Here is a 26,766-nt window from a genome sequence, read left to right on the forward strand (position 1 = left end):
CCCACCCCCCCCGAGTGACGACATCTCACACTTCTCGCGAAATCAGCCCACGCTAAGTGTTTGAAACTATGGAACCCGAACTGCGCCGGTTCTCCCCGCATCGCGCCTTCATCGCCACCGCCGACCTGTAGCTCAACCCCACGGCATCCAGCGGGGGTACAAATCCCATTCCATGACCAAGGTCTTGGTCTCCGGCTGCCTCAGTCGGAGACAAATGGCCTCCGGGAAACACGGCGCGGCTCAAGCACTACTGCCGGCGACGCTTGAATGAATGAACCTAATCAATCCAGCATGAGTGCTCCGGACATGCGAAAGGCCGCTCTGGTAAAGCGGCCTTCGTGTCAAGCGTCCGAAATTGAAAACCCCCCGCGATGAAGCGGAGCCTATTTAAGCGGCAGAGTTCCGGCGCTGGTCTCTCAATGATGGCACTTTCCGCTGGATTGCCCTTGGTTCAAGTACCGAATGGATATTGATTGGAAGGCGCGGCTGCGGTTCGCACGGATTTCAGTAGATCCTGCATTGAAACGCATCCGCTCAGTTAATCGCATCCTTATGCGGCTCGCACGGTTGCCAGGAAGCGCCCCACCTCAGCGTTAAGGTGCTCCGATTGCCTTGAGAGTTCCGATGCCGAAGAAAGAACCTGCGTCGCGGCAGCGCCCGTCTCCTCGGCGGCATTTGCCACCCCAGAGATATTTGACGTGACTTCGCCAGTTCCTACGGCCGCTTGGGATACGTTGCGTACGATTTCCTGGGTGGCGGCACCTTGCTCTTCCACGCCTGCCGCGATCATCGTCGCAACTGAGCTGATCTCCTGGATGCGAGCCGTAATCCGGCCAATCGCCGAAACTGCTTCAACCGTCGAGCCCTGAATACTGCCGATCTGAGCGGAGATTTCACTCGTTGCTTTTGCAGTCTGGTTCGCCAATTCCTTCACCTCGGCAGCGACCACAGCAAACCCACGTCCTGCTTCGCCAGCGCGTGCAGCTTCAATGGTCGCATTGAGGGCAAGCAGGTTCGTCTGAGAAGCGATGGTTGAAATCATCGTCACCACGTCACCGATCTTAGCGACCGTGGTGCTGAGGTCCTGCACGAGAGCTGCCGTCTGGCTCGCTTCATTAACAGCCTGGTGCGCGAGGTTCGCCGAACTATCGACCTGTCGGCCGATCTCCTGAACGGACGATCCAAGTTCCTCCGCAGCAGCAGCGACGGTGTGGACGTTTGTGGATGCCTCTTCCGCGGCTGCCGCAACCGTGACGGACTGGTTTGCGGTCTCTGTCGCAGTGCTAGCCATGCTTTGGGCTGTAGCCTGCAATTCGGTGGCCGCCGCAGTGACGGTACCGATGATGCCGCTCACCGCTTGCTCAAACCCGTCTGCCATATCGCGCATCCCCTTCTTGCGTTGCTCATCGGCACTGGCACGGGCAAGAACCGTTTCCTCTTCGAGAGCCCGCACGCGGATAAGGCCATCTTTAAAGACCTGGACCGCATCCGCGATCGTGCCGATCTCGGTCTTCGCACCCTGATGCGGAATTCTCACGGCGAGATCGCCATCGGCGAGCGATGTCATCGGGGAAACGACGGAGGCGATACCCCGTGAGATGCTCCGTACGATCAGGGCCGCCAACGCAATGCCAAGGAGTACGGCTAGCAGACCGGCGCCGATGAGCACCAGTTTAGTCTGAGCGTATGTCGCTTGGCTGTCTGCCTGGGCTTGAGCTGCGCCATCCTCGTTGAGCTTTATGATCTTATCGAGGGCTACCGAAGCACTGCGCCGTGGGGGAACTCCCTTCGCCTCGTACAAGGCCAGCGCCTGGGCCTTCTCTCCTTTGCGGGAAAGCGACAAGATCGATTCTACCGATGCAGTGAACACGTGCCAATTACGCGTAAAGTCTTTAAACAGTGCCCGCTCCTCGGGCGAGCTGATTAGCGTCTCATAAGACTTGGAGACCTGCTCGATCTTCTGCCCGCGTTCGGTGAGGTCCTTATCGACGCCCGAAAGTGTCTGGGAATCGTCAGTTAGGATGTGTCGCATTAGGCTGGTGACATACCGACCTGTCAGGGCATCAACTTGGCCTGCTGTCCGGACGCTAGGCATCCAATTTGTTTGCACATCAATAAGCAACCCATTGAGCTTGGATGAGCTGTAGAGCCCGACCGCGCTTAGCGTGCCCAGAAACAACAGCAGAAAAGTGAAAGCCGAAATTAGCTTTGCGCGAATGGAAACGTTTCGGATGGCCACAGCTCTCTCCACGACAGCTTCAGGGGCCCAAACGGAATCCCGATTTGTTCCGCTGTCGTGCGAACTTTTGCCCTGGAATGCTTAATACACGCTTGCGATGGGAGCCGCGTTGAAACGTATCGGTAGCGGCATGAGGAGATGCCGGATGGCAATTGACCATATCTCACACTTCTCGCGAAATCAGCCCAGTCTAAGTGTTTGAAAATATGGAACCCGAGCCGTGCCAGTTCTACCCGCATCGCCCCTTCATCGCCACCGACGACCTGTAGCTCAGCCCCACCGCGTAAAGGGGACTGCCGCACCAATCCGCCCATGATGGCATTGCCAGACCTTCGTTCATAATTGGGTCCGATCAAATCATTCACTCGCTGGTTGAAATCCGAGTTCATCCGCACTTTGAGTGCTGACGAGTGATTGAGTGCAGTATAGGTTGCTGCGTCTTCCGAGAACTTGGCAGCCAAGTTCCGCAAGATAACCGAACGCGCGGGCGACGGGCGGGACGCCATTTAGGACGAGGACAAAAGCGCGAGCAGGCACCTAGCCATGTCCGCGCCCAGGCCGGCGAAGATGGAATTCACACCTCAGCCTCCAAGACCAACCGCCCGGCGCAACCTCGTTCCTCGAAGCTGTTGGTTATCAAAGAGCACCCGCAAAACTCGTTGAACTGTGTAGGCGCTCAATATCCCGCCGGGGCGGGGCCCCGAACAAACGACGATACTCCCGGCTGAACTGGGATTGGCTCTCGTAGCCGACGGCGAAACCGGCTTCGCCGGCGCTCATCCCGCCTGCTAGCATCAGTCTCCGCGCCTCCTGCAGGCGCACCTGCTTCTGATACTCCAGGGGTGTCATGCACGTGACCGCCTTAAAGTGCTCGTGGAGTGACGATGCACTCATGCCCGCAGTCGCGGCTATATCGTCTATCCGAAGTTGCTTGTTGAACTGACTACGTATCTTGGCAATCGCGCGGGTTACCTGGCCGAGACGGCTGTTCGCCTCGGCCATCTGTCGCAGCCCTGGACCATGCGGGCCGGTCAGTAGCCGGTACAGGATTTCGCGCTCGATCAGGGGGGCGAGCGTGCGGATACTCGCCGGTTGGTCCAGTAGTCTGACGAGGCGACAGGCTGCATCCACCAAGTCCGGGTCGCTCGGATAGACGGCGAGCACCGGCAGGTCGGCCCTGCACGACGGGCCGCCCTCGGCGATGATCAGGTCGGCGAGCGCCGATAGATCGAGGTCGACCTTGCAGCAGAGATAGGGCTCGCTCGGGCTGGCCTCGGTGATATGCCCGACCAGCGGCAGGTCGACCGACACCAGCAGGTAGCGCGCTGCATCATACGTCACGGTCCGGGTAGCGAGGGAGACGCGCTTCGACCCTTGGGCGATCAGGCAAAGGGATGCCTCGTAGACCGAGGTCACCGGCATGGTCGGTCCGTTGGCTCGGATGAGGGACAGCCGAGGCATCATGGTGCTCGCCATGCCCTCGGTTGGCCCATGTCTCAGGATCAGCTCAGCGAGCTCCTGGATTCTATCCATAGGACCTGTTGTGGCGAGATGGGCGTGAGCCGCAAGGGGGTTCGTCGGGTTCAGGAGGATCGTGCAAAGCCTTCGGATGATCGTTCTAACGGTCCCGGCCTCAGCCGCCCCATGGTCGGCCCCGTCATCCGCAACGGGAAAGCTTCCTCATGGCCGGCATCAGCGACAAGACCATTCTCATTACCGGTGCTTCTAGTGGCATCGGCGAGGCCACCGTCCGGGAGCTCGCCCAAATCGGCGCACGGCTCTTCGTCGGCGCACGCCGGACCGACAGACTGAAGGCGTTAGCCTCGGAATTGGGCGATCATGTCGCCTGGCGCGCGCTCGACGTAACCGATGGCGCCGACTTCGAGGCCTTTGCGGCGGCGGCCGAGGCCCGCTTCGGGCGCATAGACGCTCTCGTGAACAACGCGGGCGTGATGCCCCTCTCCCCCCTGGGCGCCCTCAAGCGCGAGGAGTGGAGGAAGATGATCGACGTGAACATCCACGGTGTCCTGAACGGCATCGCTGCCGTGCTGCCGCGCTTCGTCGCGCAGCGGTCGGGGCACATCCTGAACGTTGCCTCTATCGCGGCGCACATGGTCGTGCCCACGGGCGCAGTCTACTGCGCGACGAAATACGCCGTCTGGGCCATCACCGAAGGGTTGAGACAGGAGCACGACGACATCAGGGCCACCGTCATTTCACCCGGCGTCGTCGCCACGGAGCTTGGCAACGACATCACCGATCCGCAAGTTGCGGATGCCCTGAAGGCCTGGAGGCGGAAGTCGTTGACCCCCGATGCCATCGCGCGTGCCATTCGCTACGCCCTGGAGCAGCCCGAGGGCGTGGACGTCAACGAGGTCATCGTTCGGCCGACGGCCGCCGGCATGTAGTACACCCGGTCCGAAGACCGCATCGATGGCTGCTTTCGGGTAATGGCACGGTTTGTCCGGAAGCCTTCGAACGGCGCAGGTCACTTGCCTCCTCGCCCAAGAGGAGCCAGTTGCTGGCCGGAGAGGCGCGTGTGCAGCATGATAGTGGGCTACGGCATGCTGTTGTCGTAGGCTGTCATTGCAGGGAGTGCGCCACTCTCCGGGACGCGGCAGAGGCCGATTGCCCCTGGCCGAGGCGCTCTTCCGGCCGAATGGTGCTAGCCGCTAAAGCTCGACGCCGACGCTCGCCAAGAAGCGATCCATCCGGTTGTCGACCTCGGCCTTCGTTTCTGCCCAGGCGGGGAACGACCGCAGGAGGTTGTCATGCCAAGTAACTAGGTTCGGGAACTCCCCGAATGGAAACTTTGCACGGTCGACCTGGGAGAAGGGCCCCGCGATATCGATGTCGGCCAGGGTCAACGCATCGCCGACCATAAACCTGCGGCCTACCAGATGCTGGTCGAGCACACCTGCCGCCGCGCGGATCTTGCTCTCGGCGAACGCGATGAGGGTCTCGTCCCTTGGTACGTCCATGACCGTCTTCCCCACGCGCTCGTCGAAGATGGTGGTGGTGAAGGTGCGCCACTGTTCGCCCGACCAGAACATCCACTGGAGGACCTGGAAGCGCTCCTCCTGTGTGGTGCCAACCAGGGGCGATTCCACCTTGGCGGCCAGGTAGAGGTTGATCGCCGACGACTCCCACAGGATGGTGTCCCCGTCTTCCAGGACAGGCGTCAGGCCGTGGGGATTGAGCTGCGACCTGAATGCCTCGGTCTGGCTCTCGCCTTTGAACAAGTCGACGTTAATGCGCTCTAACGGGATGCCCATAATTTTAGCGGCCGTGGTCACGCGACGCAGGCTGCCGGAGCCCGCATCACCATAGATCTTGATTGCCATTGGACTTGCCCTCGGTTCGAAGCCCACGTCCGGGCTGCCAGCCACCTATGTCGCCCATTCCGCTTCGAAACCGTATTGCGAGAACGGCGATGCCATCTATTCCAAACCAGAATGGGTCAGGCGTAGTCTCGCGAGTACGTTCTATGCCGTCAGCCGGCAGGGATCCCACGCTTGGTCTGGTAAGGATGGATCGGAATGGACAAACTGGACGCGATGCGGATGTTTGTTCGCGTCGTCGAGAGTGGGAGCTTCTCGCAGGCGGCACGAGACCTAGGCGTCGTCCAGCCGACGGTCAGCAAGCACCTCGCAGCGCTCGAAGCGCGGCTGGGCATGCAGCTCCTCGCCCGGAACTCACGTACTCGCGCCGTGACGCCCGCAGGCCAGGACTATTACGAAGCGGCGGTCCGTATTCTCCAGGATCTCGACGCGGTTGAGGAGAGGCTCCTCGAAGGGCAGTCAGCCCCCTCAGGGCTGGTGCGCGTGACCCTCTCACCGGCCTTCGGGAGGATGTTCGTGATCCCTCGATTGCTGGAATTCAGGGATCGTTTCCCGGACGTCGCAATCGAGATGGAGGTTTCCGGCCGTCATGTCGACCTGATCGAGGAAGGCATCGACGTTGCGATCCGCATCGGTCGGCTCTCGGACTCCGCGCTCGTCGCCCGCCGCATCGGCGACATGCGGATGATGACCCTGGCCTCCGCCTCCCATCTGGCCCGGCACGGCACGCCGAAGACACTGGACGACCTACGCACTCACCAGCGGATTGGTTACGTCTACCAGGGGGACCTCATCGGATGGGGCTTCGACGTGAATGGGCAACAGGTCACTATCGATGGAGGCGGGGCGTTCAGGACGAACGACGCCGAGCCTGTCCGGGGTGCGGTCCTCGCGGGCCTTGGCGTCGCCCATCATGCAAGCTGGCTGTTCACGGACGCGTTGGCCTCGGGTGAGGTCGTCCAAGTTCTCGAGCGATATGCGCCCCCGCCGTTCCCTATCAGCGCGGTCACCACCGCCGGACGACGCATGCCATCACGGGTTCGGCACTTCATCGACTTCCTTGCTGCGGTTTGCGCGGAGGAGCCGGAGCTACGTGTCAGCGACAGGTAGGCATTAGCGGACACCGGCTCAGGCGCGGCCACCGACGTCAGGGGCCCCTCTACGAGTCCCTCGCATCGGTTCATTCGGCCCGAGGTAAGTCCCGAGCAGGCTCCCACGCTCATGACCTGTGAAAGAAGGCCGAAGGGTCTGCTTCCATGCGAGCTCTACAGCACAACCGTACGACCAAGTTGGGTGGTATGCAGCCTGACCGCTTTCCGCTTACGATGAGATCTTAGCGGACATGGGCTCGAGCGATAAAGATCCGACGTCATGCTTCCACCTCGACGTCGCTCTCCGGCTCGGCCTGGCAAGCCAAGATGTAGCCATCGGTCTTGTCGTCCTCACGGTGGGCGTCCTCCACCGACATCCGAACCTGGCCGCTCTTCAGCTTCACCATGCAGGTGCCGCACGATTCGGAGCGTCAGGCACTCTCGATCACGACGTTCGCCCCAGCGGCCACGTCGAGCAACGTCTCGCCTTCCCGAGCCTCGGCCGTCCTGCCGGAGCTGACAAAGCTGACTTCGCCGACGACCTTTGCGGACTTCGCCGCCTGCCGCAGGGCGAAGGCGATCTGTTCGTTCGTGAAGCGTTTGCAGGCATGGCACCTACCCTCCTTCAGCGCCCAGGATGCCCGAAAAACTTGCGCTCAGCGCGGACCAGTTTGCTGGGTTAGGGTCATTATGGCCTGCGCCCTTTAGCATAGCCCTTACTTGGGCACGGCTTGCAGACATGTAAAAATATTGTAAATTATTGCAGTAATGATAGTTTTTATTAGATCAGTGCCAATCCTCATTGAGTGTAATTTCCGATCTTTTTCACGAAATAAGCTCGCGAAAGCAATTCAATACTCCGATGTGGCCAAGGTTATGTTCGGCCGCTGCCCCTCCGAGGACTGAGGCTTATCGCCGGTCGTGCAAGCGGCAAAGGCCAGAATCCATTGCAGAAGGTGGATGTCCGGCCGGGGCATGGAAGATTCATCGTAATTGACGACGGCGATAATCATCAAAACGATTAGCGCCCAGGCGGCGGTGGCCCCATCGCCAGCCCACCAGGCTCGCACCGCGACGGCGAGCGATGCAATGCCAAGGATGGCCACCAGGAGGAGGCCCGGCAGGCCGAGTTCGAGCCGGACCTCCAGATACCCGCTATGGGCGCTCGGCGTCGTCCAACCGAGGGCGGCCCAGACGTTCTGCGCGGCCGGGGTTTCGGGAAGCCAGAATGCGGAATAGCCGTAGCCGAGCACCGACCCGTCCTCGATGGCGCGACGGACAGCAGTCCAGACCTCGGCACGGCCGGTCAGTGAGGAATCCTTGCCCAGCAGGTCGAACAGGTCGACGGGTACGACGTAGACGATCCATACGGCGAGGGACGCCGCGATCAGGCCGGTGAGGAGGCCGAACACCGCGAGGGCGCGCCCGTCCAGGACGAGCAGGATCCCGGTCGTCACGACGACGATGGCCATGCAGAGCAGGAGCGAGGTGGTCGCCTGCGCCAGGATGATGGTAGCGAGCGCGAGCGCGAGGGACACGAGATCGGCGAGGGTGACGCGGTGACGGCACAGCACGATCCCGCTCAGTGCCACCGTTCCAACCACCATGGAGTCGCCGAGGCTGTTCTTCTGCGTGAAAACACCGCGCACCGCGCCGGCATAGCCGCCGATATCGAAACCCGAGGCCGGCACGATAGCCGCCACGGCGAAGCTCGCGAAGGCTACGATCCACATGGCCGCCACTTGGAGCCGGCAGAGCAGCAGCGTCCCCAGGACAGCATGGGCGTAGACGGCGAACATCATCAGCGTCGCCAGAGTAAGCGAGCGGCGCAGGGAGGCCAGCGGGGCCTGCGACCACAGGCTGGACATGGCGGCGAGCGCCAAGAACAGCAGGAAGGGCCAAATGACGGGTAGGGCTGCGAGGCAGGCCCGATGATGGCGGAGGACGAAGCACCCGCCGACGAGAAGCACGATCGCTTGGTTGATGGTCGCCATGGCATCAACAGCCAGTTCGCCGCTGCCGTCCCCGTCGTTCAATCCGAATTGGACGCCGAGATAGACCAAGATCGCGAAGATCGCGTAGGCCATTTCCAGGCGGCGCGAGCCGGGCTCTAATATCGCGGCTCGGCCGCTGGCACCCGAATGATCCATGGTGGAAGGATCGTTCGTGGCAAGATCGGAAAACCTGTCCTTCATGATCGGTCCGATCGCCGCCCCGTCTTCCTCCAGCATGACCATGCCGCCTGAAGAAACGGTTTCATGAGGGGCGGCTCCGGGCTTGGCGGGCCGATGGCAACCCGCTCCTCCGCAACAAGGATCCGACGGAGACCGCCTGTGGACCGGAGGCTCCCTCATCGAACGAGCCTTGCGGCCGGGTGAATTGACTCCGCAGGGCCGCGCCATCCCCGGACATGAGGTGAAAAAGTAACCGCCACCGGCTATTGCTTCTCGACGCCGACGTCTTTCGTGGAGCTTGCGATCGTGAACCCGTCTCGCCGCATGGCTGCGGGCCTTACCGTGGGCCTCGCGCTGCTCGCACGGGCCGGCGTTTCCGACCCGTGCCGGAACGTGGATCCGCGCCACCATGATTGAGCGCCCGGCTTCTTCCGCGCGCCGTCGCTACGCCCTGATCTCCCCGAGCCGGGACGAGGCCGGGACGATGCGCCGGACCCTCGACAGCCTCCTCATCCAGACGGTGCCGCCTGCTCACCTCGTCTTTGTCGATGACGGGTCCACCGACGACACGCAGGCGATCCTGGCCGAGTACGCCCCAAGGATGCCCTACCTGCACGTCGTGTCCCGGCCGGACAGGGGCGTGCGCAAGGTCGGTCCCGGCGTCATCGAGGCGTTCAATGCCGGGCTTGCAGAACTCGACCTGTCGCAGGTCGAGTTCCTGTGCAAGCTCGACATGGATCTCGACCTGCCGGCGCGGTACTTCGAAACGCTGATGGACAGGATGGACGCCGATCCCATGATCGCGACCTGCAGCGGCAAGCCCTTCTTCCCCGACCCTTCAACGGGCGTACTCATCAGTGAACACATCGCCGACGAATTCTCGGTCGGCATGACCAAATTCTACCGCGTCTCCGCATGGCTGGCGATCGGCGGATTTCCGATCTCGATCGGCTGGGACGGGATCGACTGCCACCTGTGCCGCATGCAGGGCATGAAGGCCATCAGCTTCCCCGATCCGGAACTCGACTTCGTCCATCTGCGCCCTATGGGGTCGAGCCACATCAGCCTCTGGCACGGGCGCACGCGCCATGGCCTCGGCGCCTGGGTGATGGGCACCCCACCGGTCTTCATGCTGGCCGCCACGCTGTATCGGATGAACAAGCGTCCGCGCGTGGTCGGCGCGGTGGCGATGCTGTGGGGCTACCTGAAGGCCTGGGCCGGCGGCGTGAAGCGGTTCGATGCGCCGGGCTATCTCGCCTTCGTGCGCAGCTACCAGTTGCGGGCGCTTGTGATCGGACGCGGGCGGGCCGCCGAGCAAATGCGCCTGCGCCAACCGCTGTCTCTCCGGGCACTCCTTCGGAGGCCGGTCGATGACACGGGCGAACATGCGGGAGGCTGAGGGTCCGGGGCCCCGCGGCCCGGTGCTGGACCGGCGCCTGCTCTGCCGCGCACTGGCGGGGTTGGGCGCGGAGGCACTGCCGCGCGTATCGAAGGCAGCTTCGCGTGAGCCGAGCCTCGCTGCGCTCGCGGCGGCCAAGGGCGTCGTGTTCGGCATGGCGTTGACCCGCGAACAGGTGCAAGAGGCGCCGGCCCTCGCCAGGGTGGCCCTAGCCGAGGCGGCAATGCTGGTACCGGGCAACGAACTGAAATGGGGGGCGGTGGAGCCCGCGCCCGGACGGTTCGACTTCGTCGACGCCGATGCCCTCGTCGATCTCGCGCGCTCGCACCGCATGCAGTCGCGCGGCCACGCCCTGGTCTGGCACGAAGCGCTGCCCGCCTGGATCGGCACGAGCCCGACGCGAGCCGAGATGAGCGGCGCCCTGTCTCGCCATATCGGCGCGTTGTGCGGCCGCTATGCCGGGCGCATGCACTCCTGGGATGTGGTCAACGAGGTCATCGAGCCTTCCGGCGAACGGTCCGACGGCCTGCGCCGCACGCCCTTCCTCGGCGCCCTCGGCGAAGACTACATCGCGCGCGCCTTCTCCCTCGCCGCCGAGGCCGATCCCGACGCGATCCTCACCCTTAACGATTACGACCTCGAACGCGACACCGAGTGGCAGGCGAGACGGCGGGCCGCCATGCTGGACCTGCTGAATCGCCTGATCCGGCGCGGCGTCCCGGTCCGGGCGCTCGGCATCCAGGGGCACCTCGACCCCGCCAAGGGGCCGCTCGATCCCGAGATATTCCGCAGCTTCATCCGTGCGGTGGCGAGCCTCGGCCTCTCGGTCTTCATCACCGAACTCGACATTACCGATCGTCTCCTCCCAGGCGATATCGCCGCCCGTGACCAAGCAGCCGCGGAGACGACCCGCGACTATCTCACGGCCGTTCTGGCCGAGCCGTCCGTCCGCATGGTGGTGACATGGGGCGTGAGCGACGCCTATTCGTGGGTGGACGGCAACCGCCGGACACGCCGCACGGATGGGCTCGCCTCGCGGCCCCACCTCTACGACGGCGCATTCCGGCCCAAGCCGCTGCGCGCCGCCGTGGCCGATGCGTTCCGTTCCGCTCCCGCCCGGCCGATCGCCCGATGAACGTTCCGCCCCCAGACCTGCGCCGGCGCGTCGCGCGTTTCTTCCGGGAGCGGCCCCGCCTCCATGCGGCGGCGCATCCGCCGTATCTCTACCTGCGCCGGTTGCTCCGCAGGCGGGAGCTCGGCCGGCACGGCACCGTGCGCGACGCCCGGGGCGGAAATGCGATCCTCCGTGCCGCCATCCTCTCTGGCGCGCCGCATGGCATCGCCAAGATCGGTTCCCTCGAAGCCGAGGCCCTGACCTGCTTCCTCGGGCAGTCAGGGTATTCCCCCCTGCTGATGGAGCAGCTCGTCACCAATGTCGGGCTGTTTCCCGGCACATCCGACAGCATCGACCGGTTCTGCGCTTCCTATCTCGCGGCCCTGGAGCATATCGACCTGCTCGCGGTCTGGGGCCAGCCGGGCGAAGCCGAGATCCTGAGTCGCGCGCCGGCGGCCTTCACCGCCTCGCCGAGGGAGCTTCTCCACATCGACAGCTTCGAGCCCTGGTATCACGACGCGCCGTGGTCGGGCGCGCTCGCGGGCAAGCGGGTGGTCGTGCTGCACCCGTTCGCGGCGACGATGGAACGCCAATATGCGCGGCGGCGGGAGATCTGGGGCGACCGCGGCATCCTCCCCGATTGCGAGTTGCGGACGGTCCGGATGCCGCTGAGCCCGGCCCTGGTGCCGTCGATGTTCGGCCATTGGCAGGACCAGTTCGACCATCTCGTCGGCGAGATCGAATCCCGCCCCTACGACGTCGTCATCGCCGGGGCCGGCGGCATCTCGCTTCTGGTGGCGGCGCGGGCCTGCGCCCAGGGCAAGGTCGGTTTCCACATGGGCGGTCTCACCCAGATCCTGTTCGGCATCCTCGGGCGGCGCTGGGACAAGTCGGCCTTCATCATGGCGCAGCGGAATGCCGCCTGGGTCAGGCCCAGCGGCGAGGAGGCGCCGGCCACGACCCGCAAGGTCGAGCAGGGATGCTATTGGTGAGGGGGCAGGCCAACCCTCCGCTGCCTCGCCTGCACCGGGTGATCGGGCGCGCGCTGGCGCGGCACTGCGCGCGGCGGCTCGCGATCCTGCCGGAGGATTTCAAGCCCACGGTGTCGTTCACCTTCGACGATTTTCCGGCCTCCGCTTTGTCCGCGGCGCTGCCAATCCTGCAGGCCACCGGCATGACGGCGACCTGGTATGCGACCAGCGGTCTCCTCGGAAAGTCGAGCGCGGTGGGGACCGTCGCCACCGCCGGTCAGCTCCGCGGACTACAAGAAGCCGGCCACGAGATCGGCTGCCATACTCACGGGCATCTCGACGGCCGCAAAGTGCCTGCAGAGGCATACGGCCGCGACATCGACGAGAATCACCGCGTCCTCATGGAGCTGGTGCCGGGGCTCGCCATCCGCTCCTTCGCCTATCCGTTCGGCGGCGTGACGGTGGGGGCAAAGCGTGCCGCCATGACGCGAGCCGTCACCTGCCGGAGCACGATGGCGGGTATCGCGCGGGGCCATGTCGATCTCGCGCTGCTGCCGGCCAACCCCCTCTACGAGGAGACGCTGGACGCGGCGCAGGACGTGATCGGTCGGCTGAGTCAGGCGGGCGGCTGGGCGATCTTCTACACCCATGACGTCGCGGAAGCACCCTCCCCTTGGGGATGCACTCCCGCCACCTTCGCCGCCATTACCGCCGCCGTCGCACGTGCCGGCCTCCGTGTGGGCACCGTCGGCGCTGTCGCCGATCAGATTCTGCGACGGCTCGCATGAATCTCAACCCAGGTCTCGCGTTCACCGCCCTGCGGCGCCACCACCGGACCCTGGCGGGGATCTTCGACCAGGCCGTTGTCGGGATCGGCAACCTCGCGGTCGGGTTGATGGTGCTAAGGGCATCGACCAAGGAAGAGTACGGGCTCTATAGCCTCTGCTACATGACGCTGATCGTGCTGAACGGCTTTTCCAACGCCCTGTTCGTCGCTCAGCTGACCGTATCGTACCATGACCGCCCGGCGGACCTGCGGAATGCCTTCGCAGCCTCGCTGCTGTGCGGGCAATTGCTCTTTAGCGTGTCCCTGGCCCTCGCCGGCCTGGCCCTGGCCGTTCTGCTGCCCGACTCCATCCTGTCGCCCGACATGCGCCCGCTCCTCATCGTGGCGGTGCTCGCCTGTCCGGTGGTCATGGCGCACGATTTCGTGAGGGGCTATTTCTTCCTTGTCGAGCGGACGACGAGCGCCATCGCCCTAGACCTGATCCTGATCGTCGGCTGGTTCACCGGCACGGTCGGCCTCGGTTCGGGCCCGATGCCCTCCCAATCCCTCGCCGCGCTCGCGGCCTTCGGGCTGGCGGCGTTGACCTCCGTCGGTCTCGGCCTCGCCTTGTCGCGCCTGCCGCTGCGGGCGGGATGGCACTCGGCCATCGGGGTGGTGGCGACCGTCTGGGACCAGGGGCGATGGGCCTTGGGAGGCACCGCCATCACCGCGCTGCAGAACCAGGGTCACGTCTATCTGCTCGGCTGGCTCGGTAGCGCCAAGGAGATCGCCGAGCTGAACGCGGCCCGCATGCTGATGATGCCGATGGGCCTGGTCATCATCGGCGTGGGACGGACGCTGGTGCCCGCCATGGCGCGGCAGGCGGCGGAGGGGCGCTTTGCCGAGATGCGTCGGGACGCGAGGCTCACCCTCGTCGGCGTCCTCTTGGTCATCGGCCTTTACTCGATGGTGATGCTCATCGGCGAAGATGTGTTCATCGCCCGGGTGCTGGGCAAAAGCTATGAAGGGATCGCACCCCTCGTGGCCTTGTGGATGGTGATCCTCCTGTTGCAAGCCATCGATGCCAACCTGTCGGCCGTGATGCAGGTCGCCAAGCGCTTCCGCGAACTCATGCTGATCAACGTCTGGACGGTGGTTCCGGTGCTGCTCGGCGTGGTTCCGATGATCCTGCTCTATGGCGCCGAGGGCAACCTCGTGGCGCTGGCGGCCGGCTATGCGGGGATCACGCTGCTGCTGTGGCGCGCGGCGCGACGGGCGGTAGCCGACCTGGAGAAAAACGCTTCCGCCGCAGGGCAATCCCGCGACGATCTCGTCCGGGCGGGCGGACTTCCCGCCGCCGGTCCGAGTAGACGCTGATGTCGGCCGTGTCCGTTGCGGCGGATGATCCGGAGACGGGCATCCTCACCACCGTAAGCGTCGTCATCTGTACGTTCAACCGTCCCGCCCTGCTGGCGGAGGCGGTCAGGACCGCGCGGGCGCAGCATCTGCCACCGGGCATCTCCGCTGAGATCGTGGTGGTCGACAACGCGCCGGACGGCAATGCCGCGCCCGTCGTCGCGTCGCTTGCGGGCGGGGCCGGGCTTCCGCTGCGCTACCTCGCCCACCCGGTGCCAAACATTTCCCATGCCCGCAACCGCGGCGTCGCGGGGACGGCAGGGGCGCTGGTGGTCTTCCTCGACGACGACGAGTGGTGCCGCCCGGGCTGGCTCGCCGCCCTGGTGGGGACGGCTTTGGAGACGGGAGCCGACGTCGTGTTCGGCGCCGTCCTGCCCGATTTTCCAGACGGGCCACCGGATTGGGACCCGACCGGTCGCCCCTACGAACGCAGGCTCGATCAGCCCACCGGCACACCCATGGGCATCCGCCACGATGCGCAGGCGAGCGGCCGCTGGATCGGCACCGGCAACGCGCTCCTGCGGCGCGACACCTGCCTCGCCGGGGCCGAGCCGTTCGACCCGCTGCTCGGACGCTCGGGCGGCGAGGATTACGACCTGTTCGTCCGGCTCGACCGGGCCGGCCGCCGCATGGTCTGGTGCGGAGAGGCCGTCGTCTACGAGGTCGTCCCCGCCGACCGGACCCGCTGGGACTACATGGTCCTGCGGAACTGGCGAGGCGGCCAGCAATGGGCCACCATCGCCGTGCGGCGGGCGCGGCGACCGGCCCTCGCGGCCGGGCGCATCGCGATTCGGACGCTGGTGCAACTCGTGATCGTCGGCGCCGCCTGGGCAACGTCGCGCCTCCGCGACGCTCCCGATGCCGGGTCGCGCTGGCTCAAGCTCGCGCAGGTCGCGGGCAAGCTGCTGTGGTGGACAATGCCGAAGGGGCACCGCTGATGCGGGGCGTGACCATCCGCGTCCACCGTTCGGTGCGGGACGCCGAGGCGGATCTGGAGGCCCCCGGTCTCGCAGGCTATGCCTTCGGGCGTTTCGCCTGGATCGAGGCCTGGCAGGACACGCTCGGGGCGAGCACCGGAACCGAACCCGCCATCGTCGTGGTGGCGGATGCCCGCGTTCGGATGGTGCTGCCCCTCGGCATCGCACGGCGGAACGGCCTGCGCGTGCTTGAGTTCCTCGGCGGGAACGTCACCGACTACAACGCTCCCAACGTCGAGCCCGCCTTCGCCCGTGGCCTGGACGCGGCTTCCGTCCAGGCCCTCTGGCAGCTGATCCGCGCGGCCCTGCCGCCGCACGATGCCGTTCACCTGCTGCGGATGCCGGCGACCCTCGACCCGCCGGAGGAGGATGGTGCGGAACGGGTGCCGAATCCGCTGGTGTCCCTGCCGGGTGTGCGCGCCGCCGGACACGCGCGGAGCGTGACGCTTCCAGACAGCTACGCGAAGCTGACCGGGGCCATGAGGCCCCGATTCGTCGCTGATACGCAGCGCCGCTATCGTCGTCTCAACGAGGTCGGACCCGTGGCGCTCGTCGTGGCCGAGGGCGAAGCGGCCATGCAGGACGTTCTCTCGGGCCTCAAGCCGATGAAATCGCGTCGCTGGCGGGAGACGAAGGCCAGGGACTGGTTCGCGACCTCGGCCTTCGCCGGCTTCTACGATACGATGGCCCGGATGAGGCTGCCCGAAGGCCGGATTCATGGCAGCAGCCTCACGGTTTCCGGCATCCCCGTGGCGTCTCATCTCGGGCTCGTCTATCGCGGTCGCTTTTACCTGCTCCTGCTGGGATGGGAATCCGACGAATGGCAGCGCTTCAGCACGGGACGCCTCGTGGTCGACGCCTTGCTCAAGAACGCCATCGAGGAGAGCCTTCGAGTCTTCGACTTCACCGTCGGCGACGAGGCCTACAAGGACGAATGGGTCGATACCCAATTGCCCCTGTTCCGCTTCGACAGCGCCGTCACCGCGCGCGGCCGCCTCGCCTCGATCGTGGCGGACCTGCGCGACCGGCTTCGCGCGCGCGCCAAGCGGGTGACGTGGCTCCGGGGCCTGATCCGAAAATTGGCCGGCCGCGCGCCACGGCCTCCCATCCGATGATGCCCGCCCGCCTGCGAATCGATCAATCACAATGAGGATGTCATGGACGCGATCCGGCACGCCTTGAAGGATGGGAGCAGGCGGCTCGCCCTCCGGGCCGTCCGCATGGGATTGCCGCTGCCCGGCCGGCCGTTCCAGGCGCTCGCCGAACATGTCGGCTTGCGCGACCTGATCAGGCGGGAGCGGATCGACGTCGTGCTCGATGTCGGCGCCAATTCGGGTCAGTTCGCCGAAGGGCTGCGGCAGGCCGGATATGCCGGCCGGATCCTGTCGTTCGAGCCGGTGCGCAGGGATTTCGAGGCCGCGTCGCGGCGGATGAAGGGAGACCGGCTCTGGACCGGGCTATGCCTGGCGCTTGGCGATTCCGAAGGCGAGGCCGCCATCAACGTCGTCCCGAGCCTGACGGTGATGAACTCCCTCCTCGCCCCGATCACGGCGTCGCGCCCGATCGAGATCGAGCAGGTCCGGGTCCGCCGCCTCGACGCCGTGCTGCCGGACATCCTTCCGGATTTCAAAGCGTGCCGCATCCTCCTGAAGATGGACACGCAGGGCTACGATCTCCGGTGCTTTGCCGGTGCCGCGGGATGCCTCGGTTCCGTCCGAGGCCTGTACTCGGAGCTGTCGGTGCTCCCGCTCTATGCCGGCTCGCCGCACTACCTCGAATCGTTGGCCCGTTATGAGGAAGCGGGCTTCGACCTGATCGACCTGTCGGTCGTCTCGCGGCGCGCCGACGCCATCCAGGAGATGAACTGTCTCATGCGTCGCGCACGCGATGCGACCGAAGGGCCTCGCCTCGCATGACCCGTGTCCTCGTCCTCGGCGCCGGCGGCTTCGTCGGCCGGCATCTCGTTACGGCGCTCGTCAGCGAACCGGATTTCGAGTCCGTGGCCCTGATGCGCGGCACAGCCTACACGCTTCCGCCCGGAATCGAGATCCGCCGGGCCGACGCGACCGATGCAGCGGCTCTGGGCCGGGCGCTCATTGGTATCGACGCCGTCGTCAACTGCATTTCGGGAAGCGAGGCCGCGATGGTGACGGCGACCCGCAACCTCGTCACTGCGGTCGCTTCAGCCGACATCGGTTGCGTCGTCCATCTCAGCAGCATGGCTGTCTACGGAGGGGCTTCCGGCCTCATTGACGAGGATGGGCCGCTCGACGGGTCGGACAATGCCTACGCGCGCGCCAAAATCGCGTGCGAGGCCATCATCGCCGCCTCGGCGACTCCCACACGATGGGTCGTCCTGCGACCGGGCTGCATCCACGGTCCCGGAAGCCCGCAATGGACAGAGCGGATCGGCCGACTCCTGCGCCGGCACCGGATCGGCGATCTCGGCGCGAGCGGCGACGGGATCTGCAACCTGACCTTCATCGACGACATGGTGCGGGCCATCGTGGCGGCCCTGCGCCAACCGCGAGCGAACGGGACCTTCAACGTCTCGGACCCAAATCCCGGAAGCTGGAACTCCTATCTGACGGGTCTGGGCCTCGCCATCGGTGCCGTACCGGTGACGTACGTGTCGAGCCGCTGGCTCTCTGCCGAAGTCAAGCTCCTGGCACCCGCCCTCGTCGTCGCCGAGCGCATCCTCGCGAAGACACCCCTGCGCCTTGCACTCCCGCCGGCAGTGACGCCGTCCATGGCGCGCCTGTGGCGGCAGGAGATCACCCTCGACCACCGCAGAGCCGACGCCGTCCTGGCGTTCTCTCGGACACCGCCGGACCGGGCCATCGCCGCGGCAGCGGACTGGCTCCGCACGCTCGACTGATCCGGTCTCACGCCGCTCGGGCTGTGGCGAAGTCGCGTTTCAACCTGTCGGCGAGCCGGAGCGTCAGGGCGACGACCGTGAGGGTCGGATTGGCCTGACTCGAAGTCGGGAACACTGCGGCCCCCGCGAGGTAGAGGTTGTGCATTCCGTGCACGCGGCATTCCGTATCGACGACGCCGGATGTCGGCGTCGCACTCATGCGGGCCGTGCCGATATGGTGGCCGCCATAGGCTCCGTCGCGCAGCATGTGATGGGCCACCAAGGCCGGATCGTAGTCCAACCGTCCGCGGCCCCAGCGGCGCAGCGCCGCGTCGAACAGCGACAGGGCCGTTTCCGCCGTGCGGATGTCGACGGGCGAATGGCGCCAGTCGACCGTGACGCGGGGAAGGCCGAGGGCGTCGGTCTCCCGGCCGAGGCTTACCCTGCTGTCGGGATTCGGCACCTGCTCGCCGTGATAATCCAGGCTGAACAGGTTTCCGGGTGAACGCACGATGACGGACGGATATTTGCGTGCCGAGAAGACCCGGTGCCTCACGCCGTGCATGAAAAAGCCCGCGGTCGCGACGGGCTCGGTGACGACGTTGCGGAGGTGGTGCAGCAGCGCTCCGGCCCCTCCGCCGCGGTTCTGCAAGCGCTTGGCGCGTTCGTAGCTGAAGAGCGGCTTGGCGAGGTAGAGCGCCGACAGGGGGCCGCTGCCGTGGCGCGGATCGGGGATCGCCGGAAAATGCAGGCGGAGCAGGCCGTTCGCGAGGCCGTGCTCGCGCTGGGTCGCGGCGTCGAGCGTCCAGCGGCGCCGGCAATACGCGCCGTCTTCCGCTTTCTCGTAGCCGTTCCAGACATAGTCCCGCGGCACGTTCAGCGTCACCGCTCCGATGGTGCCGGCGATGTGGCACATGTAGTAGCGGCCGACGAGCCTATGATGGTTGCCGATCCCGGCCTCGGCGTGGCGACGGGACGCCAAGAGTAGCCGCGGCGTCTCGATCCCGCCTGTGGCGACCACCACGCGGCCTGCCGCGACGGCGAAGCGCCGCCCGGCGATCGTGGCGACCTCGATCCGCCGGACCGTCGCCCCCTCCGGGCCGGTGACGAGCTCGATGGCGTTGGCGCCGAGAAGTACGCGGACATCGCCGCTCGCCGCCAGCTTGGCGCGATAGCGGGCGCCGAAATCGGTTGGTGGCGAGAACCGCTCGATCCCGTCGAGGGCGAACCCTTCCGGGTCGAAGGATCGGATCGTTGGCCGCATTCCACCCGGCAAAGCTGCCGTGGCCGAGAACTCGCACGCACCGGCCTCGCATAGGGCATTGGCGGCCGGATACCAGCAGGCGACGTCGTCGTAGGAAATTGGCCAGCCGCTATGGGCGAGCCAGGGCCTTGGGGAAAAGTCGATCGAGTCAAACGGAATGCAGCGCCCGCTCCAGACGGTGGTGGTGCCGCCCATTCGCCGTTGGCGGTATCGGTCGGTCGGGGGGTGAAGGTCGGGCTCAGCGACTACGCCCTCGTACAGAGACTGGGTGGTCGCGTCGGGCTTCCATCCGCCGCCTTCGAGAAGGATGACGCGCAGGCCGCTGCGGAGGAACTGGAGGGCGAGAGTGATTCCTGCCGCGCCTGCCCCCACAATGCAGAGATCGCACGGAAGTTCGCTGCCGTCGTCGATTGTATCGGCCGAAAGGATCATGGAGGTCACCCGACATCGAGGGCTGAGGTTGAAGCGGCGTTTCCGCACGGCTCGTAGCGCATCCGCGGTTGCGGCCGAACTCCCATCGATTCTATCTCGGTGACGGCGCCGTCAATAATATTGCAGGGCGGAGGCACGCTACGGTAATTGCATCAGGCCCGGAATCAGAGGACCGTTTCGTGGGACCAGCCGATGGCATGCTTGACCAGCCCCTTCACTGGGTTTCGCGGGCGCGATCGTCGTTCATCCCCGACTTCTCGCGCAAGGTATTCTGCATCTTCGGTGTGACCTTCGACAACGTGACGATCGACGATGTCCTGACGACTATCGACGAGGCGGTCAGGACGCGCCGCCAGTGCATCATCACGACGCCCAATCTCCATTTCGTGACTCGCTCCGCTTCCGATGTCGAGTTCCGCGATTCGATCGTCCGCAGCGACCTCAGCTTGGTCGACGGGATGCCGCTCGTTTGGGCCAGCAGATTGTTCCAGGTAGATGTTAAGGGACGCGTCGCAGGCGCCGATCTCTTCGAACGCATGCGACAGCGCCGCGAGTCCGGCGTACGCCTCAAGGTCTATGTTTTCGGAGGTCCCCCCGGTGTCGCTAAGCTCGCATCGGATCGGCTCAATGAGGAGGATGGCGGCCTTTGTTGCGTTGGGTATCGCTCACCGGGCTATGGCAGCGTCGAGGAGCTCAGCAGTTCAGAGATCATTCGGGAGATCAACGCGAGCGGTGCGGATTTCCTGCTGGTGGCGCTCGGTGCCAAGAAGGGCCAGAGTTGGATCCAGCAGAACGGGCTGGCACTAGACGTTCCAGTCATCAGTCACCTCGGCGCGGTGATCAATTTCACAGCAGGAACAATACGCCGCGCTCCGGTCCCGCTTCAGAATGTAGGGCTCGAATGGGCCTGGCGGATCTCTCGGGATCCCGCCCTCTGGCGTCGATACCTGTCAGATGGCTGGACGGCACTGGGGATGGCGACGCGGACCTCCTTGAATGCTGGGCTGTCCGTCTTGCGCGCCCGGGGACAGGGAACGAGTGCCGTTTCCAAAATCGCGGTGGCCGAGACAGAATCCGACTTGGCGATCGAGATCAGGGGAGCGTGGAACGCAAGCGGGCTCGCCCCACTCCGCGTCGCCTTCCAGGCCCATTCGGGCAGCGACAAGCGCCTATCCCTCGATGTCGGCGCGATCACCAACCTGGACAGCGCCGCCATCGCCTTGCTGATGATGTTGCGGCGGCACCGCCTCGATATCGGACAGGGATGGCATGTGACCGGGGCCTCCGCGCGGCTTAAGCAGATATGCCGGATCTACGGGGCAAGCGACCTCGTAGACTGAAGCGAGGAGGCGGCGGCGTTGGCCCTTTCGCCGGGCTTTGCCGCCGAGGTGACGGCGCGGGTGGGGGACGCCGTTCGATTTTGGGCGGACTGGATGCCGCCCATCGTCAGGACTGAGCGTAATACGTGCCCGCCTCCCGCGACCGGCCGTCCCGGTCGCGGGAGAGCCTTCCGATCCGGGCCGAAGGGAATCCTGCCCGTTGCAGGACGATGCGGCCAGCCGCGATCAAGAAGCCAAGGGCTGCGCCCACGACGACGAAGACGATGCCGCGGGGCGGAAATGCGCGGTTGAACGGCGGTTCCGCTTGGGAAATCATCCGTGCGGTGCTGCTGTCGAGCTGTTCGATCTCGCCCATTTCGCGGGACCGGCTGAGGAAGGTGTTGAGCAGGTTCCGGTTGATATCGACCTCTTCCTGCAACTGCGTCGATTGGGCCAGGGCACTGCTCGTATCCGCTGCTCCGACGGAGAGCACGTCGACGATCGCCTTCGATGCCTTCTCCGCTGCGGCGGCGCGCTGATACTGGAGCTGCCCCGCCCTCCTGATCCGCCCGAGCTCGAACTGGATCGACTGGTCCAGTCCGGCGATCTGCTCCTTCGCGTCGCGGACGGTCGGATGGCGCGGTCCCAATTGGGCCAGGGCCGACCTCAGTTGGCGTTTCGCATCCGCCTGCTTGCTGCGGAGCTCTGAGATCGTCGGCGATGCCAGGGCCTCGGGCGTATCGCCTTCCGACTCCCGGCCGCTTGCCGGCCGGGACATGTCGTCGAGATGGACGAGGCTCTGGACCCGCTGAGTCCGTGCCTGGGCGAGCTGGGCATTGGCTTCGGTCAGTTGCTGCTCGCTGCTCAATTGCAGGCGTGTACCCACGAGCCCGTGCTTGTCCTTGAAAGCTTGCGCCCGTGCTTCCGACTTTCTCAGGCGGTCGCGAAGCTCATCTAGGCGGCTCGTGAGCGCTTCGTTCGCACGACGAGCTTTGTCGGCCCGGGCGGCGGATTGCTCATCGAAATAGGCTTGGGCGACCGCATTTGCTAGGCGCGCCGCTAGGTCGGGGGTTTGCGCGCGGGCCGACACGTCGATGATGAAGGTTCGTTCTGGTCGACGGACTGTAATACGCTCGGCGAGCGACTGGAGTGCCTTGAGGCGTCGGCCTGCTGCCAAGAGAGGAGGTGCCGGCGCTGCGCCGATAAGCTCCCTGATCCGATCGATCAGTGTCGGCTCGCCGTTGCCGATGAACGCAGGGTCGTCGACGAGTCGCTGGTTAGCGACAACCCGAGACAGCACGCTTCGCGAGGTGATGATCTTGGCCTGGCTCTCGACGGAGCTCACTTCGAAATTGTTGTCGCCACTTTGCTGCTGTCCCGCGGGAGCTGCCAGGGGCTGGATGCCGCGACTGTCGACGAAGAGCGACGCGGTGGCGACGTAGCTCGGTGGAATGAGGAAGCTTGCTGCATAAGCCAGCGCTGCGCACACGGAACTCACCCCAGCGATGAAGATCCAGCGCTGCAGAAGCCATGACAGTACGTCGGCATATCCTATGCGCGGACCGTCGGGTGCGGTGAGATGCGGGTCAGTGGGATCGTAGGCTCCGTCGGGCATGCGTCAGGCCCTCCCGCAACCTGCACAATGCATGGGTCCTCGTCGTTGGCTCTATTCTCGAGAAGGTTAAGTGACACATCCTAACAACTCGTAGAACTGCGTCAGCGGGACCATGTACCGCTTTGAACATAAAGGATGACAGAACGGGTTGAACCGCGCCTGGTTTCTCGAAGCCCATCTGGTGATCTTCCCTCGGTTCCACGGACACCTCTGATACGCTCCTTGCGGGCGGGGAAGGTGTTTGATGGCCAAGACGAGACGCGAGTTCACCCCGGAGTTCAAACGCGAGGCGGTGGCGCTGCTGGAGAGCAGCGGCCGCCCGCAGATGCAGATCGCGGCCGAACTCGGGATCCAACCCTCGATGCTGAGGCAGTGGCGCACGGGGCTGATGGGTGGCTCCCCACCGCCGCGGGTAGCAGGTTCACCGGGAGCCGCATCCGCAAGTTCGGTGGCTTCCCCCTCCGACCAGGCGGCCGAGATCGCCCGTCTGCGGCGTGAACTCGACCGGACGCGCATGGAGCGCGACGTCCTAAAAAAACGTATGGCCCGCCCCGTCCGCAAGGTCGCCAATGAAGATGCCTGTGACTGGTCTGCACAAACGTATCCGGCATGTCGGCACGGGGCCGCCGCCAAGATGGAGAGCCGCACGTCCCGGGCCTCATAAGCGAATCGGCCTCGGGGGCCGCTTTTTTTGCCAGGCTTCCGGAACGCCGCTCGACCGTCAGGCCATCTTCACTGTCCTCCCGCAGACTTCGTGGACCCGCGCCGAGCGATCCTGTTCCGCCTCAGGTCAACCTCCTTTGATGCCCTATGCGAGGGCCGACTCCGGCCACCGCTCGAAGCTCACTCCTTTGCGCAGCGTCGCCCAGGCGATCCGCGCGAGCTTGGCGGCGAGTGCGACGACCACGACGTTGTAGTGCGCCCGCGCCAGCAGACCGCGCAGCCATCGGCCGGTCCCATCCTCGACCTTGGACAACGAGGCCAGCGCTGCGCGCGCTCCATGGATGAAGAGCCCACGCAGATAGGCGTTGCCTCGCTTGCTGATGCCGAGCAGCTTCGGCTTGCCGCCGGTCGTATGCTGTCGGGGCACGAGGCCAAGCCAGGCCGGCAGGTCGCGGGCGGACGCGAAGGCGCTTCCATCGTCGACGGCTGCGCGCAAGGCCGTGGCCGTCATCGGCCCGACGCCCGGGATCGACACCAGGCGACGCGCTGCATCGTCGGCGCGGGCATGCGCGACAAACTCCCGGTCGAGAGCTTCGATACGGCTGTCGAGGTTCGCCCATTCCTCGCGAATATCGACGACAAGGGCTTGGATGTGCGCGCCGATCCGCGCCTCGGGATCCGTCACGAGAATGCCGGCAGCCGTCTCGAACTTGCGGCGGCCCTGCGGGAAGACGAGACCGCGCTCCAGCAGGATTGCGCGGAGCTGATTCATCAGCATGGTCCGCATGCCGACCAGCCGAGACCGGACCCGGTGCAGGCTCTGCATGTCGAGTTGCTCCTGGGCCTTGAGGGGCACGAAGCGCATCGTCGGACGCGTGGCGGCCTCGGCGATCGCCCCGGCATCGCGGTCGTCGTTCTTCTGCGCCTTGACGTACGGGCGGACATACTCGGGCGACATCAGTCGGATGCTATGCCCCTGCGCGGCCAGCAGCCGCCCGAGGTGATGGGCTCCGCAGCAGGCCTCCATCACGACGACACAAGCCGGAAGCTTGGCCGTCAGGCCGACGATCGTCTCACGCCGCGCCCGACGGCGCAGCACCACCGCTCCGGCTGTGTCGAAGCCGACCAGGCTACAGCTGTTTTTGCCGAGATCGATACCCAGCACGGCGACCGAACTCTTTGCCATTCCCGATCCCTCCATTCCTCCACGGCAGCAGCATGCCACCAACGGTTCGGTAAGGGGCGGGCCATCCCATAAGCGATCGGCATCTTTGCGGAGATGCCCAAGTGACGTTCGCCTTCATTGAGCAGCATGCGAGCACTTGGCCGGTGCGTCTCATGTGCCGCGTGCTCGAAGTCTCTCATAGCGGCTACTACGACTGGCGATCGCGTCCCGAGAGTGCGAGGTCGGCGTGACCCTGACCCAGCAAACTGGTCCGCGCTGCGTGCAAGTTTTTCGGGCATCCTGAACCCTGAAGGAGGGAGGATGCCATGCCTCGCAAACGCTTCACGAACGAACAGATCGCCTTTGCCCTGCGGCAGGCGGAGAACGGTGCGACGGTGGACGAGGTCTGCCGGAAGATGGGTGTATCCGAGCCGACGTTTTACCGTTGGAAGAAGCAGTTCGTCGGCATGGGCGTGCCTGAGATCCGGCGGTTGAAGCAGCTGGAGGACGAGAACGGCAAGCTCAAGCGGTTGGTCGCAGACCTGACGCTGGACCGCTCGATGCTGCAGGACGTGCTCAAGCGACCCGAAGGGCAGCGTCAGCAAAAGTGGTGAGGCCCGCCGTTCGCCGTGAGGTCGCCGGTCACCTGCGGGCGGCCTATGGGATCAGCGAGCGTCGGGCCTGTCTGGCCACCGGCTTCGGCCGTTCGTCCCAGCGCTATACCAAGCGCTCTGATCCGCAGGTCGCGCTGCGGATGCGATTGAAGGAGTTGGCTGCCGCACGGGTCCGCTACGGCTACCGGCGGCTGCACATCCTGTTGCGACGGGAGGGCTGGAAGGTGAACCATAAGCGCACCTACCGGATCTACCGCGACGAGGGACTGTCGATCAGGTCCAAGCTGCCCAAGCGCAAGCGGGCCTGGCGATATCGCCAAGGGCGACCAGCGATCGGTGGGCCCAACGAGGTCTGGGCGATGGACTTCGTATCCGACCGCATCTTCGACGGGCGTCCGTTCCGGATCCTGACGGTCGTCGATTGCCACACGCGAGAGGCGCTCTCACTCACGCCGAGAGCCAACTTCCGCGCCTTCCAGGTGACCAAGGCGCTCGATGCCTTGGTCCGGCTGAGGGGGCGGCCCAAGAGCCTGCGGGTCGACAATGGGCCGGAGTTCGCCGGCCGCATGCTCGACCAGTGGGCTTACCTGAACGGGGTCGAGATCGACTTGGTCGCTCTGCGCCCGCCTCCGGCTCTCCCGACCGGGCAAGCCGACCGACAACGCTTACATCGAGCCGTTCAACGGCCGTCTACGAGCGGAATGCCTGAACGCCTCGTGGTTCCTGTCGCTGGCCGATGCCCGTGAGCGCATCGAGGACTGGAGGTGCCACTACAACGAAGATCGACCCCATATGGCTCTGGGCGGCTTGACGCCCCGAGCCTTCGCCAACCAAGCTGTCACTGCCCAAGAACTTGCATAGGCCGTGGACCACAAACGGGGTCAACTCCAGACCGACGATGCACTAACTTCGAACCTGGGCCACCGAATGGGGGCAGGCCAACAGTAGAATCTGGGCCAATGTCCGCTTAAGGGCAGACAAAGAGTAGGGCTAAATGGCGTAGTTGGGTCGGGAGCCGTCCGTTCGCTCTACGACCGGGTTGGGTGGATTTCCGCCCGTCCGCTTTCGAGCGCCATATGTTCGAAGCAGACGCCGTGATCGTCTCCTCTCTTGCTATTTGCGCGCCGGCAACCTTTGCAGAGTGTCCTCGACTAAAACGTCACGCCTGCGGGTGACGCGTCCTGGCCGGCGGGGCGGCCTACTTCAGGAGGCCGTTCGCCAAGCACCGGAAGGCCTCGCTGGCCCTCGCGAGGACGGCCGGCGGATCGTCGGACGCAGCGACCCAGAGCGCGGCGTTGAGAGCCGCGCCGTTGATCAGGCGCGCCGCGGCCTCGGCATCGACTGGCTGG

General features: G+C 65.3%; 19 protein-coding genes and 5 pseudogenes. 15 read left to right on the forward strand and 9 right to left on the reverse strand.

The window, feature by feature from the left end:
* Positions 1-550: 550 nt before the first annotated feature.
* Positions 551-2,239, reverse strand: a complete 1,689-nt coding sequence (locus tag MKK51_RS25620) for a methyl-accepting chemotaxis protein (protein ID WP_243982400.1) — start codon at positions 2,237-2,239, stop codon at positions 551-553.
* 636 nt (positions 2,240-2,875) lie between these two features.
* A complete protein-coding gene (locus tag MKK51_RS25625) occupies positions 2,876-3,772 on the reverse strand; it encodes an AraC family transcriptional regulator (protein ID WP_279601325.1) in 897 nt (298 codons plus the stop codon).
* A gap of 149 nt (positions 3,773-3,921) precedes the next feature.
* On the opposite strand from MKK51_RS25625, the gene MKK51_RS25630 reads away from it, so the two are divergent.
* The gene (locus tag MKK51_RS25630; protein ID WP_243982404.1) at positions 3,922-4,647 is read left to right on the forward strand and encodes an SDR family oxidoreductase; all 726 of its coding nucleotides are present in this window, start codon (positions 3,922-3,924) and stop codon (positions 4,645-4,647) included.
* 264 nt (positions 4,648-4,911) lie between these two features.
* Here the strand turns inward: MKK51_RS25630 and MKK51_RS25635 are convergent, their stop codons facing one another.
* Positions 4,912-5,583 carry a glutathione S-transferase family protein gene (locus MKK51_RS25635; protein ID WP_243982406.1) on the reverse strand — a complete coding sequence of 224 codons (672 nt, stop codon included), beginning with the start codon at positions 5,581-5,583 and terminating at the stop codon, positions 4,912-4,914.
* Between the two features lie 195 nt (positions 5,584-5,778).
* On the opposite strand from MKK51_RS25635, the gene MKK51_RS25640 reads away from it, so the two are divergent.
* The gene (locus MKK51_RS25640) at positions 5,779-6,690 is read left to right on the forward strand and encodes a LysR family transcriptional regulator (protein WP_243982407.1); all 912 of its coding nucleotides are present in this window, start codon (positions 5,779-5,781) and stop codon (positions 6,688-6,690) included.
* A 259-nt stretch (positions 6,691-6,949) separates the two neighbouring features.
* Here MKK51_RS25640 and MKK51_RS27315 read toward each other — a convergent pair.
* Together MKK51_RS27315 and MKK51_RS25645 are read right to left on the reverse strand one after the other, a co-directional pair.
* A pseudogene (locus MKK51_RS27315) lies at positions 6,950-7,087 on the reverse strand (2Fe-2S iron-sulfur cluster-binding protein); the annotation flags it as partial.
* Between the two features lie 435 nt (positions 7,088-7,522).
* A complete protein-coding gene (locus tag MKK51_RS25645) occupies positions 7,523-8,902 on the reverse strand; it encodes an O-antigen ligase family protein (protein ID WP_243982416.1) in 1,380 nt (459 codons plus the stop codon).
* A 352-nt stretch (positions 8,903-9,254) separates the two neighbouring features.
* Between MKK51_RS25645 and MKK51_RS25650 the strand changes: the two genes are divergently transcribed.
* The 9 genes from MKK51_RS25650 to MKK51_RS25690 are packed head-to-tail and all read left to right on the forward strand — an operon-like array spanning position 9,255 to position 18,366.
* Complete coding sequence (locus MKK51_RS25650) at positions 9,255-10,244, forward strand: glycosyltransferase (RefSeq protein ID WP_243982417.1); 990 nt, start codon at positions 9,255-9,257, stop codon at positions 10,242-10,244.
* A complete protein-coding gene (locus MKK51_RS25655) occupies positions 10,216-11,379 on the forward strand; it encodes an endo-1,4-beta-xylanase (protein WP_243982419.1) in 1,164 nt (387 codons plus the stop codon). Before MKK51_RS25650 ends, MKK51_RS25655 begins: the two co-directional genes overlap by 29 nt.
* On the forward strand, positions 11,376-12,350 hold the full coding sequence (locus MKK51_RS25660; RefSeq protein ID WP_243982421.1) for a hypothetical protein: 975 nt from the start codon (positions 11,376-11,378) through the stop codon (positions 12,348-12,350). The genes MKK51_RS25655 and MKK51_RS25660 overlap by 4 nt, the downstream gene beginning before the upstream one ends.
* Complete coding sequence (locus MKK51_RS25665; protein WP_243982423.1) at positions 12,347-13,117, forward strand: polysaccharide deacetylase family protein; 771 nt, start codon at positions 12,347-12,349, stop codon at positions 13,115-13,117. Before MKK51_RS25660 ends, MKK51_RS25665 begins: the two co-directional genes overlap by 4 nt.
* Positions 13,114-14,472 carry a lipopolysaccharide biosynthesis protein gene (locus MKK51_RS25670; protein ID WP_243982425.1) on the forward strand — a complete coding sequence of 453 codons (1,359 nt, stop codon included), beginning with the start codon at positions 13,114-13,116 and terminating at the stop codon, positions 14,470-14,472. The genes MKK51_RS25665 and MKK51_RS25670 overlap by 4 nt, the downstream gene beginning before the upstream one ends.
* Positions 14,472-15,449: a glycosyltransferase family 2 protein gene (locus MKK51_RS25675; protein WP_243982427.1), complete on the forward strand. Its 978-nt coding sequence runs from the start codon at positions 14,472-14,474 to the stop codon at positions 15,447-15,449. Before MKK51_RS25670 ends, MKK51_RS25675 begins: the two co-directional genes overlap by 1 nt.
* Positions 15,449-16,603: a GNAT family N-acetyltransferase gene (locus tag MKK51_RS25680; protein WP_243982429.1), complete on the forward strand. Its 1,155-nt coding sequence runs from the start codon at positions 15,449-15,451 to the stop codon at positions 16,601-16,603. Before MKK51_RS25675 ends, MKK51_RS25680 begins: the two co-directional genes overlap by 1 nt.
* Positions 16,604-16,645: 42 nt before the next feature.
* Positions 16,646-17,404: an FkbM family methyltransferase gene (locus tag MKK51_RS25685; protein WP_243982431.1), complete on the forward strand. Its 759-nt coding sequence runs from the start codon at positions 16,646-16,648 to the stop codon at positions 17,402-17,404.
* Positions 17,401-18,366, forward strand: a complete 966-nt coding sequence (locus MKK51_RS25690) for an NAD-dependent epimerase/dehydratase family protein (RefSeq protein WP_243982433.1) — start codon at positions 17,401-17,403, stop codon at positions 18,364-18,366. Before MKK51_RS25685 ends, MKK51_RS25690 begins: the two co-directional genes overlap by 4 nt.
* A 7-nt stretch (positions 18,367-18,373) precedes the next feature.
* On the opposite strand, the gene MKK51_RS25695 is transcribed toward MKK51_RS25690, so the two are convergent.
* Positions 18,374-20,041, reverse strand: coding sequence for a GMC oxidoreductase (locus tag MKK51_RS25695; RefSeq protein ID WP_243982435.1), 1,668 nt, complete (start codon positions 20,039-20,041; stop codon positions 18,374-18,376).
* 197 nt (positions 20,042-20,238) lie between these two features.
* On the opposite strand from MKK51_RS25695, the gene MKK51_RS25700 reads away from it, so the two are divergent.
* Positions 20,239-21,381 carry a WecB/TagA/CpsF family glycosyltransferase gene (locus MKK51_RS25700; protein ID WP_243982436.1) on the forward strand — a complete coding sequence of 381 codons (1,143 nt, stop codon included), beginning with the start codon at positions 20,239-20,241 and terminating at the stop codon, positions 21,379-21,381.
* A gap of 106 nt (positions 21,382-21,487) precedes the next feature.
* Here the strand turns inward: MKK51_RS25700 and MKK51_RS25705 are convergent, their stop codons facing one another.
* Complete coding sequence (locus MKK51_RS25705; protein ID WP_243982438.1) at positions 21,488-22,975, reverse strand: GumC family protein; 1,488 nt, start codon at positions 22,973-22,975, stop codon at positions 21,488-21,490.
* 244 nt (positions 22,976-23,219) lie between these two features.
* Between MKK51_RS25705 and MKK51_RS25710 the strand changes: the two are divergent.
* Positions 23,220-23,513, forward strand: a pseudogene (locus MKK51_RS25710) (transposase); the annotation flags it as partial.
* A 270-nt stretch (positions 23,514-23,783) separates the two neighbouring features.
* Here the strand turns inward: MKK51_RS25710 and MKK51_RS25715 are convergent.
* On the reverse strand, positions 23,784-24,803 hold the full coding sequence (locus MKK51_RS25715) for an IS110 family transposase (protein WP_243982446.1): 1,020 nt from the start codon (positions 24,801-24,803) through the stop codon (positions 23,784-23,786).
* A 92-nt stretch (positions 24,804-24,895) separates the two neighbouring features.
* Between MKK51_RS25715 and MKK51_RS25720 the strand changes: the two are divergent.
* Both MKK51_RS25720 and MKK51_RS25725 read left to right on the forward strand, forming a co-directional pair.
* Positions 24,896-25,051 (forward strand): annotated as a pseudogene (locus MKK51_RS25720) (IS3 family transposase); the annotation flags it as partial.
* Between the two features lie 78 nt (positions 25,052-25,129).
* Positions 25,130-26,278: pseudogene (locus tag MKK51_RS25725) on the forward strand (IS3 family transposase).
* A gap of 337 nt (positions 26,279-26,615) precedes the next feature.
* On the opposite strand, the pseudogene MKK51_RS25730 reads toward MKK51_RS25725, so the two are convergent.
* Positions 26,616-26,766, reverse strand: a pseudogene (locus MKK51_RS25730) (TetR/AcrR family transcriptional regulator); the annotation flags it as partial.

The sequence above is a fragment of the Methylobacterium sp. E-045 genome (assembly GCF_022829685.1).
GTDB lineage: Bacteria > Pseudomonadota > Alphaproteobacteria > Rhizobiales > Beijerinckiaceae > Methylobacterium.